This is a genomic window from Sphingomonas sp. SL1004 (assembly GCF_057815015.1).
Genome location: NZ_JBYMUX010000001.1, coordinates 3,821,183 through 3,834,321, shown reverse-complemented (window position 1 = coordinate 3,834,321; position 13,139 = coordinate 3,821,183). Strand labels below are relative to the sequence as shown.

Below are 13,139 nucleotides of genomic sequence, written 5' to 3'. Positions count from 1 at the left end.
AGCCGTCTGCACTTCCGGTTTCAATCAGCCCTCGATCTTCGAAAAATCTGCGACGTTGTGCACTGCGGCGCGGACTCGCTCAAGTAGCGCGAGGCGGGCGGACCGCTTGGCGGGATCAGAATCGTTGACGATAACGCTATCAAAAAACGCATCGATCGGCGCGCGCAGCGAGGCGAGCGCGGCCATCGCGGCGGCGAAGTCTTCGCGAGCGATCGCGGCGGTGGCGCGGGGTTCGGCGGAGTCGAGCGCGGTCATCAGCGCGGTCTCTGCGGGTTCGCGGGTGTAGGACAGCATCTTCTCCCTCTCCCCTGCGGGGAGAGGGTCGGGGTGAGGGGCAGTACCGGGCGCTGCACTGCTTGGCAGCCCCTCACCCCGACCCTCTCCCCGAGGGGGAGAGGGAGCAGAAGGGGCTTCCTTCTTCAGGATATTGGCGGCGCGCTTGTAGCCGGCGAGCAGGTTCGCGCCGTCCTCGGTGGTCACGAACGCCTGAAGCGCGTGGACGCGCGCGAGCAGCCGGACGAGATCGTCCTCGCCACCGAGCGCGAACACCGCGTCGATCAGGTCGTGACGGACGCCGGCTTCGCGTTGTTGAACTTTCAGGCGGTCGGCGAAAAATTCCAGCAAACGGTCCGCCAATTTCGGCCACCGTTCTTGCATTTTGAGCGCGCCGACGACTTGATCCATGCCGTTATTCGCAAGGGTCAGCTCCGCCGGCCCCACATCGGTAGAAATTGCGGTCTGGAGGCGTGCCATCCAATCGTCAGCAGTCTTCTCGCCTCGCATAGCGCCGATTATGAAGGCTTCAAGTTTGGAGCCTTTCGTAACTACGCGGTCCATGACCTGGTTAAAGCGGTTCTGACCGGCTTGGTGCAACGCCCTGCGCAAACTACCCCGAACATTGTTCGTGGTGATGAGCGCAATTACACCGAGTGCTTGGCGCCGAAGAGCGAAAGGATCCTTAGACCCGGTCGGAAAGTCCCCGGTCTGAAAGAAGCTGTAAATCGTATCAAGCTTGTCCGCCAAGCTCACGGCCACCGTTACCGGGTCGGTGGGGACGTCGTCGCCTTGGCCGACCGGCTTGTAGTGGTCGCGGATGGCGGTGGCGACGGATGGGTGCTCGCCCTGCGCGGCGGCGTAGTAGCCGCCCATCAGGCCTTGCAGCTCGGGGAACTCGCCGACCATGCCGGTTACGAGGTCTGCTTTTGCGAGGCGGGCTGCGCGGTCGGCGAGGGTTGCCAAATCCTCCCCTGCAAGGGGAGGGGGACCGTCAGCCGCAGGCTGAGGGTGGAGGGGGTTCTCCGCGGGCGCTGCGCTTCGTGGCGCGCCCCCTCCGCCAGCTTCGCTGGTCCCCCTCCCCGTTCCGGGGAGGACTATGCCCTCTTCTACCAGCCAGCGGGCGAGCTTCGCGACGCGGTCGACCTTGTCGGCTACCGTGCCGAGCTTTTCGTGGAAGACGATCTTCGACAGCTTCTCCGCCTGCTCTGCGAGCGGGACCTTCAAGTCGGTGTCGTAGAAGAACTTCGCGTCCGACAACCGCGCGGCGAGGACCTTGCGGTTGCCCTCGACGATCTTCGCGCCGCCGTCGTGCGCGGCGATGTTAGCGGTACAGACGAAGGCGTTGGCCAGTTTTCCATCGGCCCCGCGGCAGACGAAATATTTCTGGTTCACGCGCGCGGTGAGCTGGATCACCTCGGGCGGGACGTCGAGAAACGCGGGGTCGAACTGGCCTAGCAGGGGAATCGGCCATTCGGTGAGCCCGGCATTCTCCGCGACGAGGCCCTCGTCCTCGATCAGTTCGAGACCGGCCTGCATCGCGGCTTCGCGCGCGTGGTCGTGAATCAGCGTGGCGCGCTCGTCTTGGTCGACGATGACGTGGCAGGCGCGCAGTTTCTCGACATAGTCGTGCGCGCCGCCGATCGTGATCTGGTACGGGTGGTGGAAGCGGTGGCCGAGCGTGGCGGCACCGCTGGCGATGCCGGCGATCTCGAACGGCACGATCTCTTCGCCGAGCAGCGCGACGATGCCTTGCAGCGGGCGGACCCAGCGGAGCGATTCGGTGCTGGCGGAGGCGTCGCCCCAGCGCATGGACTTCGGCCACGGGAACGCGCGGACGATCGCGGGGATTGCCTCGGCGAGCACGGCGGCGGTGGCGCGGCCTGGCTTCTCGGTGACTGCGAACAGCGTGCCGTTGCGGTCTATCAGTTGCTCGCGCGTGAGGCCGGTCTTGCGGAGGAAGCCTTCGAGCGCCTGCGGGGGGGCGGAGGTCTTGGGGCCTTTGGTTTCCTCGGAGACGGCGGCGGTCTCGAGCGGCAGGTCGCGGGCGATCAGCGTCAGGCGGCGCGGGGTCGCGTAGGTGACGATCGCGCTGGTGGCGATGCCGGCCTTGGCGAGCTCGGCGGTGAACAGCCTGGCGAGGTCTTCACGCGCCTTGGACTGCATCCGGGCGGGGATTTCTTCGGAGCGTAGCTCCAGGAGGAAGTCGGTCATTCGGGCTCACCGGTCGGAGCAAAAACACTCTGCGTTCTCTGCGTCTCTGCGCGAAAATCTGTTCGCGCAGAGACGCAGAGGACGCGGAGAGAAGGAGAGATACAGCCTGCGGCGCTACGGGGGCGCATCATGCTGCCCATCCGTGCTTGTCCATCCAGGCAGCGCAGGCGCCCTTCGCGAGGTCGCGGACGCGGCCCATATAGGCTTGGCGTTCCGCGACCGAGATTACGCCGCGGGCCTGGAGCAGGTTGAAGATGTGGCTGGCTTTGATTGCCTGCTCGTACGCTGGGATCGGGAGCTTGGCGGCCAGCGAGTTCTCGCATTCCGCTACGTGCTTGCGGAACTGGTCGAACAAGGAGTCCGTGTCGGCGATTTCGAAGTTCCACTTCGACATCTCCTGCTCGTTCTCCAGGAATACGTCGCCGTAGGTCACCCCGGCGCCGTTGAAGGCGAGGTCGTAGACCGAGTCCTTGTCCTGGATGTACATCGCGAGGCGCTCCAACCCGTAGGTGAGTTCGCCGGCGACGGGCTTCATGTCGAAGCCGCCCATCTGCTGGAAATAGGTGAACTGGGTCACCTCCATGCCGTCGCACCAGACTTCCCAGCCGAGACCCCAGGCGCCGAGCGTCGGGCTTTCCCAGTCGTCCTCGACGAAGCGGATGTCGTGCTTCAGCATGTCGATGCCGATCGCCGCGAGGCTGCCGAGGTAGAGTTCCTGGAGGTTGGCGGGACTCGGTTTCAGGATGACCTGATACTGGTAGTAATGCTGGAGCCGGTTGGGGTTCTCGCCGTAGCGGCCGTCGGTCGGGCGGCGGCAGGGCTGGACGAACGCGGCGTTCCACGGTTTCGGCCCGAGCGCGCGGAGCGTCGTGGCGGTGTGGAAGGTGCCCGCGCCCATTTCCATGTCGTAGGGCTGCAGGATCAGGCATCCGTGTTCGCTCCAGTAATCGTGGAGCGTGAGGATCATGCGCTGGAAGCTAAGAGGCTTTGTCACGGGCTGGGTCACGCGCGGGCTTTGGCGGATGGGGGTGCGGGAGGCAAGTGGTGCGTTGCGGCCGGGCGTCCTACATGGGCTGCACCAACGATAAGGATGCCGTCACCTTGAAGCTGTTCTCAAAGATCGTTTCGTTCCGATCCGCGCTTTCTGCCATCGCGATGGCGTTCGCCCTGCCCGCCTGTGCGCAGGTGGCGCCGAAGCCGGTGCAAGCCGCGAACGATGCCGATCCGGCGTTGTGGGTGGTGAAGGACAAGGACACGACGATCTATTTGTTTGGGACGATCCATGTGTTGAAGCCCGGCATGACGTGGTTCGACGAGGCGGTGAAGACGGCGTTCGATCGCTCGACCCAGGTGGTGCTGGAGCTGGTGATGCCCGATCCCGCCAAGATGCAGTCGCTGGTGATGGCCACCGGCGTGGCGAAGGACGGCCCGACGCTGACCGAGCAGCTGCCCGCGGACAAGCGTGCGGCGTATGCGAAGGCAGTGACCGATCTGGGGCTGCCGGCGAATGCGTTCGATCGGTTCAAGCCGTGGCTGGCGGCGACCAACCTGTCGATCGCGCCGCTGTCGAAGCTTGGGTATGATTCTGCGAACGGACCCGAGCAGGTGATTACCGCGGCCGCGAAAGCTGCGGGGAAGCCTGTGATCGGGCTGGAGACGGCGGAGCAGCAGCTGGGGTATTTCGGCGGGCTGTCGCAGAAGGCGCAGATCCAGTTCCTCGGCAGCACGATCGACGAGTTGCCGAAGCTGGAAGAGACCATGGCGGCGATGGTCGACGAGTGGGCGAAGGGGGATCCCGAAGCCTTGGCCAAGGAGATGAACGATAGTCTGAAGGACTCGCCCGAGGTGGCGAAGGTGCTGCTGGTGGATCGTAATGCGCGGTGGGCCGAGTGGGTCGCGAACCGGATGAAGTCGCCGGGGACTGTGTTTATCGCGGTCGGTGCGGGGCATCTGGCTGGTAAGGACAGCGTGCAGGCGCAGTTGGCTAAGCTTGGGGTGAAGGCTGAGCGGGTCAAGTATTGATGCCCGAGTCCCTCTCCCCCTCGGGGAGAGGGAGGGAGGAGCCCTTGCGACGGAAGGGTGAGGGGGAGTTGGCGCGAACGTCCCGAGCCTCACTCCCCTCACCCTCCCACGTGCAAGCGCACGCGGGCCCCTCCCTCTCCCCGGAGGGGCGAGGGTTTAGTTGATTAAATCCCCCACTTCCGCTATGCGCCCGCGCTTCCGGTCCATGGTCATCCCTGGAGGCGTGGGCGGGAAGGACAACAAACGAGTTTCGGAGAATATCGATGAGCGACCAGTTGACGCTCGCAGCCGAGACGCGTGACCGGGTTGGCAAGGGAGCCTCCCGGGCGCTGCGTCGTGATGGCCGCGTGCCTGCCGTGATCTACGGCCTGAATCAGGAACCCACCTCGGTTCACCTCGAGGAAAAGGCGCTGATGAAGGCGCTGATGACCGGCCACTTCATGAATTCCGTCGTGATGGTCAACGGCGTGCGCACGCTGCCGAAGGACGTGTCGTTCCACCCGGTTTCGGATCGTCCGATCCACGTCGACTTCCTGCGCATCGGTGAGCATTCGACCGTGACGGTCGCCGTGCCAATCGTGTTCGCGGACGAAGACGATGCACCGGGCATCAAGAAGGGCAAGGGCGTCCTCAACATCACGCGTCACGAGATCGAGCTGGTCGTCGACGCTTCGGACATCCCGAGCGAGATCACGATTTCGCTCGCCGGTCTGGAGATCGGTGATTCGATCCACATCAGCGACGTGAAGCTGCCCAAGGGCGCGACGCCCGCGATCGACGACCGCGACTTCGCGATCGCCACGATCGTGCCGCCGACCGTGCCGACCGTCGAGGACGAAGAGCTCGAGGCCGAAGTCGCCGAAGCACAGGCTGCCGAGGCTGCTTCGGACGAAGAGCCGGTCGTCGAGCCTAACGACGACGATAACGACGACGACAAGATCACGCCGCAGAAGAAGGACTGAGGGTTCAGCCCTTCGTCTTAGGATGATCTGGCGGGCGGGAAAGCTAGGGCTTTCCCGCCCGTTTCGTTTTATGGGGCTGCCCCTTACTGTTCCCTCGCGAACGCGGGGGTCCAGGATCAAGCAGCGCCGCCGCCCGTTACCCTGGGCTCCTGCGTTCGCAGGAGAACACGGTTACGTGGCCGACGCGGTCTTTTGGAGAATCATACGTGCAGATCTGGGCGGGACTCGGCAATCCGGGGGCGCAATATGCGATGCACCGGCACAATGTCGGGTTCATGGTCGCCGACGCGATCGCCGAGGTGCACGGCTTCGGCGCGGTCAAGAAGCAGTTCCAGGGCTGGACGCAGGAGGGGCGGATCGGCTCGACCAGGATCCTGCTGCTGAAGCCGGCCACGTTCATGAACGAGAGCGGCCGCGCGATCGGCGAGGCGCTGCGCTTCTACAAGCTCGGGGTCGAGGCGCTGACGGTGTTCCACGACGAACTCGATATCGCGCCATTCCGCGTGAAGGTGAAGACCGGCGGCGGGACCGCGGGGCATAATGGCCTACGCTCGACCGACCAGCATCTGGGCCCGGAGTTTCGCCGAGTGCGGCTGGGGATCGGACATCCGGGGCACAAGGATCGCGTGACCGGATACGTGCTCGGGAATTACGCGAAGGCCGAGATCGAGCCGCTCTCCGACATGCTCGGCGCGGTCGCGGCGGAGGCCAAGTGGCTGGCGGAGGGCGACGACGTCCGCTTCATGAACGATGTCGCGTTGAGGATGCAGCCATGACCACCCGCTCTTTGTTTGCCACGCGGTTCTACGAGGCCGATCTCGGCGACGACGATCTGGTCGAGGAACTCGAGGACGCCGCGCTCGAGCTGGCGAAGGCGGATCGCGCCGGGGTCGCGTGGTCGAAGGCGCATGGGTATCGCGGGTATACGTCGTATGCGTCGCTCAACGACCTGCCGTTGCGCGATCCGCGGTTCGGGGATCTGGTGCGGCTGCTGAACAAGCATGTCGCGCAGTTCGCGAAGGATTGTGCGTTCGATCTTGGCGGGCGGAAGTTGAAGCTCGACAGCCTTTGGGTGAACGTCCTGAAGCCTGGGGGCGCGCACTCGGGGCATATCCATCCGCATAGCGTCGTTTCGGGGACGATGTATGTTGCGATTCCGGAGGGGGCTGGGGCGCTGAAGCTTGAGGATCCGCGGTTGCCGATGATGATGGCGGCGCCGATGCGGCTCGAGGATGCGCCGGAGGATCTTCGGACGTTCGTTTATGCCGAGCCTAAGCCGGGGAGTGTGTTTCTTTGGGAGAGTTGGTTGCGGCATGAGGTCGTGCCGAATGCTGCCAAGGGAGAGCGGATTAGTATTAGTTTTAACTATCGGTGGTGATTGGGGCGCCTGAAACAGCTCGGCATGCAAAGTGCCACCCCGGCGCAGGCCGGGGCCCAATTGGGAAACGTTGCTAACGGAGGGCTGCCCTTCATCAGATTAGCCTTCCCACTTGGGCCCCGGCCTTCGCCGGGGTGGTAGTGTTTGGGGGAGCGTTCGGCACCTTCTTACCCCCTCCCCTTCAGGGGAGGGTTGGGGTGGGGCTTGGCCGCACATGCTTGCGCTCGTGGCACTGCCCCACCCCGACCCTCCCCTGAAGGGGAGGGAGCTTTGGGCGGCACTCCATCAGCACCGCCCCCTGCCCGATCAGGCCGTCTTCATCGACGCCATGTCGATGACGAAGCGGTACTTCACGTCGCTTTTCACCATGCGCTGATACGAGGGTTCGATCTCGTCCATGCGGATCATCTCGATGTCCGATACCAGGCCGTGCTCGTTGCAGAAATCGAGCATTTCCTGCGTCTCCGCGATGCCGCCGATCAGCGAGCCGGCGATCGCGCGGCGCTTGAAGATCAAATTGCCGACCGAGGGCGACGGATGCGCGTGCTCCGGCACGCCGACCAGCGTCATCGTGCCGTCGCGCTTCAGCAACGCGGTGAACGTGTCGAGGTTGTGGCTCGCCGCGACGGTGTTCAGGATGAAGTCGAAGCTGTTGGCGTGTTCGGCCATCGCGGCCTCGTCCTTCGACACGATCAGGTCCTTCGCGCCGAGACGCTTGGCATCGTCGCGCTTGTTCGGCGAGGTCGAGAAGACGTAGACCTCGGCGCCCATCGCGTTGGCGATCTTGACGCCCATGTGGCCGAGACCGCCGAGACCGACGATGCCGACCTTCTGGCCGGGGCCGACCTTCCAGTGCTTAAGCGGCGAATAGGTCGTGATGCCGGCGCACAGCAGCGGCGCAACCGCGGCGAGGTCGGCTTCGGGATGCGAGACCTTCAGCACGAACCCTTCGTCGACGACGATCTTGTCCGAATAGCCGCCGAAGGTGTGGCCGCCGAGCACGGGATCGGGGCCGTTATAGGTGCCGACCATACCCGTAGTCTCGCAATATTGCTCTTCGCCGTCGTTGCACGATGCGCAGTGACCGCAACTGCCGACCATGCAGCCGACGCCGACGACGTCGCCGACCTTGAACTTGGTGACGTCGTCGCCGACCGCGGTGACGTGGCCGACGATCTCGTGGCCGGGGACGCACGGGTAGAGCGTGCCTTCCCATTCGCCCTTGGCGGTGTGGAGATCGGAATGGCAGACGCCGCAGAACGCGATGTCGATCGCGACGTCGGTCTTGCCGGGCTCGCGGCGCTCGAAGCTGAACGGGGCGAGCGGGGTTTCGGGGGATTGCGCGGCGTAGCCGTGGGCGGTCGTGGTCATGGAATTCCTGGGGATTTCTGGGGGAGAGGCTCATGATAACCATCGAATGGCGATATCTCTACCGAGCGGTATGATAATTTTGCTGCATTGCGGCAATCGAGTGGTTCGATCAGGCCGAGGCTAACTGATCCTCCCCCGCGAGGGGGAGGTGGCGCGAAGCGACGGAGGGGGAGGAACACGGAACAGCGGTTGCATCAGCCTCCCCCTCCGTCAGGCAAGTGCCTGCCACCTCCCCCTTGCGGGGGAGGATTAAGGAAGAGGCGTCCTTGCTGGCCTTCCGGCCGCGCGTCGCCTAAAGCGCCACCACATTCTTATACTAAAGGCATATCATGGGTTTTCGCTGCGGCATCGTGGGGCTGCCGAACGTCGGCAAGTCCACTCTCTTCAACGCGCTGACCGAGACGGCCGCGGCGCAGGCGGCGAACTATCCGTTCTGCACGATCGAGCCGAACGTCGGTAACGTCGGCGTGCCCGACAAAAGGCTCGACGCGCTGGCGAAGATCGCCGGATCGCAGAAGATCATCGAGACCCAGCTCGGCTTCGTCGACATCGCCGGCCTCGTGCGCGGTGCGTCGAAGGGCGAAGGGCTCGGCAACCAGTTCCTCGGCAACATCCGCGAGGTCGACGCGATCGTCCATGTGCTGCGCTGCTTCGAGGACGGCGACGTGACGCATGTCGACAACAAGGTCGATCCGATCGCGGACGCCGAGACGGTCGATACCGAGCTGATGCTGAGCGACCTCGAAAGCCTCGAGAAGCGCGTGCCGAACCTCGCCAAGAAGGGCATGCAGGGCGACAAGGAAGCCAAGATCGGTGCCGCCGTGCTGGGCCAGGCGCTGGAATTGCTCCGCGAAGGCAAGCCCGCGCGGTTGACCGTGCCGAAGGACGAGGACGAGGCGCGCGTGTTCGCGCAGGCGCAACTGCTGACGGCCAAGCCCGTGCTGTACGTTTGCAACGTCGACGAGGGCGATGCGGCGAACGGCAATGCGCTGTCGGCGCGGGTGTTCGAGAAGGCGAAGGCCGAGGGCGCCGAGGCGGTCGTCGTCTCTGCGGCGATCGAGGCGGAAATCGCGACGATGCCCGCCGAGGATCGCGGCGAGTTTCTCGGCGAGCTGGGGCTGGAAGAGACCGGCCTCGCGCGCGTCATCACCGCCGGGTACAAGCTGCTCCATCTGCTGACGTTCTTCACGGTCGGCCCGAAGGAAGCGCGCGCCTGGACCGTCCACGAGGGCGCGACCGCACCGCAGGCGGCGGGCGAGATCCACGGCGATTTCGAAAAGGGCTTCATCCGCGCCGAGACGATCGCGTTCGACGACTTCATCGCGCTGGGTGGCGAGTCGAAGGCGCGCGAGGCGGGCAAGCTGCGCGCGGAAGGCAAGGCGTACGTCGTCCACGACGGCGACGTGATGCACTTCCTGCATAGCTGAGGGGTCGGCGGCGGTGGGTCAGCGATAGTTTTCGCAGGCTATCCCATCGTCGTCGCCGTCCATGCCTTCGCGGTAGCCCGGCTGGCCGCGGTGGAGCGGTGCCGCCCCCGCCGCGCGTACTTCGCGGCACCCGCTGTAGAAGACAGAGCTTTCCGATCCGGCGTTGGTTGAACGGCGGGCTAGGGTCGATGACCCATATGCCGTCCGAGCGACGTTGTAGGGCTCGGCTTCCGCGGCTTGTCGGGAAGGCGCGACCACGTGTTGCCGTAGGACCCGCGGTGGAGCCACGGCCGGATCGAGCCCCGCCTCGGTATCGACGATAACCGGGGCCGCAGTCGACGTCGGCTCCGTGGCTTTCCAGACACCCGCGAACATCAATGTCGAGGCGATCGCCGTGACCGCGATAAAGGAACGCTCCATGACGCCACTATACGGGCGTACTGGTTGACGAATATTTATCGGCGGCTGCTGCCCCAAGGGCGAGACGGCAACAACGCGATGTCTGCTATGGGAAGGTTAGCGGACGTTGCGGCGTGCGAAAATATAGGACGGTGCGTTGCTTCGGTCCATCACCTCAATGCTGGACGGATCGCGCTCCCGATCAAGTCGCAGCTTGAGCGGATATGCACTTCGATCGATATCGAGCCGGTTGCTGGCGACACTTACAAGAGCTTTTGGCAGGACGTAAGCGCCGCCCTTATCCTGTTCGACAACATAGGAGACAGCTTCGTTCCCGCCCCGCAATTCACCACCTTGCAGGGTCAAAACGCCACAGCAGGGATTGTAATAAGTCCCATCTGCACTGGTCGCAGATAATCGTGGTTCGTCAGTCGAGAGAATGATGATCCACGCAGCTACGATGCCAAGCACCAGCGCGATCGATACCCATTTGCGAGTTGCCATAGGCCCTCATACCAGATGTGGGGATGTCCGCTATTGGGCGTTAGCGGTCGGTCTTGGTATGATCAGGCAATGCCAGTGGCCGTCCTGCGGCCTTGCGACCTGCCGCGGCGACTATGACTGCGCTGGACAGGAGGATGCTGGATACGAGAGCGCCGACCGACAGCAGACCGGCGGTGGTCATTGAAGCGTCCAGGGTCGTGCGCTTGCCGATCCTGATCGAGACTTTGGCGGCGGGGACGCTCAAGGTTTTGGTTCGTTCGGGGTGCGTTGGGGTCTTCATGGGTCGAGGCTGAACCTTTCGCGGTTTTCGGGCAAGGCTGCGCGTTAGCGGTGCGAGGGCTTTGCCGGGGTCGCGGGGAGAATGCGTGGTTGTGACGGGCCGTGCGGAAGGGTAGACCGGGGCATGCTTGCGCGCCTGATCCTGGCTTTGCTCCTTGCTGCGTTTGCGTTTCCTGCGGTGGCGCCGGCGGCGTGTCATGATGCGTCTGCTTCGCGGGGGTCTGCCGTCGTGATGGATATGGCGGCGATGAGCGGGACGCAGGAGGCTGTGCCAGACCACGAGGCGCCCGATCGGAAGGCTACGCCGCTGCATGGGTGTATCGGGTGCGTGCCGCCTTCGAACTGGAATACAGCTCGGGTGCTCGGCGTGGCGTTGCGGGAACCCGAGATGGTGACCGAGCGGGCGGCGGTGCTGGATCTTGGGGCGGGCGTCGCGCCGGCTTTGCGGCCGCCGCGGAAGGCTTGATCGTCGGGTGCTGGTGCGCCCCGATTTCAGGCTTTCCAAGGATATACTTATGACTCGATCGAGGTTTCTCGCGGCTGGTGCCGTGAGGGCAACGCTGCTTGCGGGCGGTGTGGTGGCGGCGGTGTTGCCGGTTGGCGCGGTTGCGCAACGTTCCATGGTCATGCCGGGCATGACGATGCCGGATGCGGCTCCCAAGAAGACCGCGAAGAAGGCGAAGTCGCGGCCCGTGGCGAAGCGTTCGGCTGCCCCGGCGGCTCAACCATCGCAGTCTGGCGGTACGGTCGATCACTCGACGATGGACCATTCGGCGACGGGTCACCCTGCTCCGGTCGCGCCGCCGACTCCGGCCGCACCTTCTGCGATGCAGGACGCCATGCCGGGGATGGATCATGCGCAGATGGATCACTCGGCGATGCCGGGAACGGCGATGGACCACGGCGCGATGGCGCGCGCGATGATCGTGGACCCCGCCTATCGTGCGGCGTCCGATGCGGCGGTGGCCAAGATGCCCGCGGGTTCGGCGATGGCGGGGATGGCGATGGGGACGTCGGCCGGGTTCTACAGCCAGGGTAGCGGGACGTCGCGGCTGCCAGCGGCCGAGGGGCCGATGCGCGGGTACATGACCCAGGTCGGCGAGTGGATGCTGATGGCGCATGGCTATGCGTGGGGCGTCGCGACCGACCAAGGAGGACCGCGCGGGAAGAGCGAGGCGTTCGTGCAGTCGATGGCGATGCTGATGGCGGATCGCGATCTGGGCGACCGGTTTCATATCCAGTTGCGGACGATGAACAGTCTCGAGCCGCTGATGGGCGCGCGCGGCTACACCAATCTGTTCGCGACCGGGGAACTGGCGAACGATCGGCCGCTGGTCGATCGCCAGCATCCGCACGACCTGTTCATGGAGCTTGCCGCGAAGATCGATTACCGGCTCGGGAACGGCGACACGCTGTTCCTGTATGGCGGGCCGGTTGGTGAGCCGGCACTGGGGCCGAGCGCGTTCATGCACCGCGGGTCGGCGCGGTATCAGCCGATGTCGCCGATCACGCATCACTGGTTCGATTCGACGCACATCACCTACGGCGTGGTGACGGCGGGGTATGCGACGCCGGCGTTCCAGCTGGAGGCGTCGGCGTTCAAGGGGCGCGAGCCGGACGAGCATCGCTGGAATATCGAGACGCCGCGGCTCGATTCGTGGAGCGTGCGCGGGACGTGGACGCCGTCGCCGTTCTGGGCGGTGCAGGTGAGCCATGGGCGGTTGAAGGAGCCCGAGGCGCAGCATCCGGGCGAGGACGAGAACCGCTCGACCGCGAGCGTGCAATATGCGCGGGGCGGGCTGGCGACGACATTTGCGTATAGTCTCAAGGACCGGGTGCCGGGGGAGAAGCTGAGCGCGTTCCTGGCGGAGGCGACGTACGAGCTGTCGGCTCGGCATGCGGTGTTCGGCAGGCTGGAAAACGTCGCGAATGACGAGCTTTTTCCGGATGAAGCAGATCCGCTGCACGATACCAAGTTCCGCGTGACGGAGGCGGAGGTCGGGTATGCGTATCGGCTGCCGATCGTCGGGCCGCTTGGGTTGGCGCTTGGCGGGACCGTCGCGGCGTATGCGAAGCCGGCTGCGCTGGAGGCGGCGTATGGGAAGACGCCGGTGAGCTGGACGCTGTTCAGCAAGCTGGCAGTGGGGTTGTAGGTCGGTAGCCAACTGAGGGGAGATGATACCCCCCCGGCGGAGGCCGGGGTCCAGTTGGGTAGGTCGGAGTGACGACGCGCAACGCGTATCCGCGATGTCCCCCAACTGGGCTCCGGCCTTCGCCGGGGTGGTGCTTCCCATTGGGCGGGCCAGGTCC

At 64.9% G+C, this 13,139-nt stretch carries 13 protein-coding genes; 7 read left to right on the top strand and 6 right to left on the bottom strand.

The window, feature by feature from the left end; all coding sequences use genetic code 11:
* Nucleotides 1-24 precede the first annotated feature (24 nt).
* Together glyS and AC3D24_RS17585 are read right to left on the bottom strand one after the other, a co-directional pair.
* Entirely contained in the window at nucleotides 25-2,487 is a 2,463-nt protein-coding gene (glyS, locus tag AC3D24_RS17590) for a glycine--tRNA ligase subunit beta (RefSeq protein WP_489032404.1), read from the bottom strand.
* A gap of 127 nt (nucleotides 2,488-2,614) precedes the next feature.
* Nucleotides 2,615-3,454 (bottom strand): glycine--tRNA ligase subunit alpha, encoded by an 840-nt coding sequence (locus tag AC3D24_RS17585; protein WP_489033215.1) that lies wholly within the window; start codon nucleotides 3,452-3,454, stop codon nucleotides 2,615-2,617.
* Between the two features lie 188 nt (nucleotides 3,455-3,642).
* Here AC3D24_RS17585 and AC3D24_RS17580 point away from each other — a divergent pair, with 188 nt between their 5' ends.
* The 4 genes from AC3D24_RS17580 to AC3D24_RS17565 all read left to right on the top strand — a co-directional run bounded on the left by AC3D24_RS17580 (nucleotide 3,643) and on the right by AC3D24_RS17565 (nucleotide 6,849).
* Complete coding sequence (locus AC3D24_RS17580; protein WP_489033213.1) at nucleotides 3,643-4,509, top strand: TraB/GumN family protein; 867 nt, start codon at nucleotides 3,643-3,645, stop codon at nucleotides 4,507-4,509.
* 263 nt (nucleotides 4,510-4,772) lie between these two features.
* Nucleotides 4,773-5,471: a 50S ribosomal protein L25/general stress protein Ctc gene (locus tag AC3D24_RS17575; RefSeq protein ID WP_489032403.1), complete on the top strand. Its 699-nt coding sequence runs from the start codon at nucleotides 4,773-4,775 to the stop codon at nucleotides 5,469-5,471.
* Nucleotides 5,472-5,677: 206 nt separating this feature from the next.
* Complete coding sequence (pth, locus tag AC3D24_RS17570) at nucleotides 5,678-6,247, top strand: aminoacyl-tRNA hydrolase (protein ID WP_120301056.1); 570 nt, start codon at nucleotides 5,678-5,680, stop codon at nucleotides 6,245-6,247.
* Complete coding sequence (locus AC3D24_RS17565) at nucleotides 6,244-6,849, top strand: TIGR02466 family protein (RefSeq protein WP_489032402.1); 606 nt, start codon at nucleotides 6,244-6,246, stop codon at nucleotides 6,847-6,849. The genes pth and AC3D24_RS17565 overlap by 4 nt, the downstream gene beginning before the upstream one ends.
* Before the next feature lie 306 nt (nucleotides 6,850-7,155).
* Here AC3D24_RS17565 and AC3D24_RS17560 read toward each other — a convergent pair whose 3' ends face one another.
* Nucleotides 7,156-8,220, bottom strand: coding sequence for an NAD(P)-dependent alcohol dehydrogenase (locus AC3D24_RS17560; protein ID WP_489032401.1), 1,065 nt, complete (start codon nucleotides 8,218-8,220; stop codon nucleotides 7,156-7,158).
* A gap of 329 nt (nucleotides 8,221-8,549) precedes the next feature.
* Between AC3D24_RS17560 and ychF the strand changes: the two genes are divergently transcribed.
* Complete coding sequence (gene ychF, locus AC3D24_RS17555; RefSeq protein WP_056047251.1) at nucleotides 8,550-9,647, top strand: redox-regulated ATPase YchF; 1,098 nt, start codon at nucleotides 8,550-8,552, stop codon at nucleotides 9,645-9,647.
* Nucleotides 9,648-9,665: 18 nt separating this feature from the next.
* Here the strand turns inward: ychF and AC3D24_RS17550 are convergent, their stop codons facing one another.
* The 3 genes from AC3D24_RS17550 to AC3D24_RS17540 all read right to left on the bottom strand — a co-directional run bounded on the left by AC3D24_RS17550 (nucleotide 9,666) and on the right by AC3D24_RS17540 (nucleotide 10,731).
* Nucleotides 9,666-10,067 carry an excalibur calcium-binding domain-containing protein gene (locus tag AC3D24_RS17550; protein ID WP_489032400.1) on the bottom strand — a complete coding sequence of 134 codons (402 nt, stop codon included), beginning with the start codon at nucleotides 10,065-10,067 and terminating at the stop codon, nucleotides 9,666-9,668.
* Nucleotides 10,068-10,163: 96 nt separating this feature from the next.
* Complete coding sequence (locus AC3D24_RS17545) at nucleotides 10,164-10,550, bottom strand: hypothetical protein (RefSeq protein ID WP_132897730.1); 387 nt, start codon at nucleotides 10,548-10,550, stop codon at nucleotides 10,164-10,166.
* A gap of 40 nt (nucleotides 10,551-10,590) precedes the next feature.
* A complete protein-coding gene (locus tag AC3D24_RS17540; RefSeq protein WP_489032399.1) occupies nucleotides 10,591-10,731 on the bottom strand; it encodes a hypothetical protein in 141 nt (46 codons plus the stop codon).
* Nucleotides 10,732-10,953: 222 nt separating this feature from the next.
* Between AC3D24_RS17540 and AC3D24_RS17535 the strand changes: the two genes are divergently transcribed.
* Entirely contained in the window at nucleotides 10,954-11,295 is a 342-nt protein-coding gene (locus AC3D24_RS17535) for a hypothetical protein (protein ID WP_489032398.1), read from the top strand.
* Between the two features lie 49 nt (nucleotides 11,296-11,344).
* Entirely contained in the window at nucleotides 11,345-12,982 is a 1,638-nt protein-coding gene (locus AC3D24_RS17530; protein ID WP_489032397.1) for a hypothetical protein, read from the top strand.
* Nucleotides 12,983-13,139: the final 157 nt, after the last annotated feature.